The 266-nt window shown below is 39.8% G+C and carries 1 protein-coding gene; it reads left to right on the top strand.

Annotated features, from left to right (window positions below):
- On the top strand, positions 1–266 hold a 266-nt coding region (locus SB756_RS30950; RefSeq protein WP_410913352.1), incomplete at both ends, for a SoxR reducing system RseC family protein.

Here is a 266-nt window from a genome sequence, read left to right as displayed (position 1 = left end):
CCCTTATAAATTTGAGTCCCCTGTCGAAATAGGCCAGAAGATCACTTTATCCCTTGATGATAGCCATATGGTAAAACACGCATTTGCTGTGTACATGCTGCCGCTTTTTTTAAGTCTTGTTTTTGCACTTGCTACGTCTGAGTTATTACTAATGGGCGAAGTGTGGCAAATATTTGCAGCTGTTATGGGCGGTGTTTTGGGGTTTTATATTGCAAAAACACGTGTTAAATCGCTCAGGCACGATATAAAAGTAGTAAAAATTCACG

This window comes from Pseudomonas sp. SIMBA_068 (genome assembly GCF_046534705.1).
Lineage (GTDB): Bacteria > Pseudomonadota > Gammaproteobacteria > Pseudomonadales > Pseudomonadaceae > Aquipseudomonas > Aquipseudomonas putida.
The sequence above is the reverse complement of the archived record's forward strand: the minus strand, read 5'-3'. Positions and strand labels throughout refer to the sequence as shown.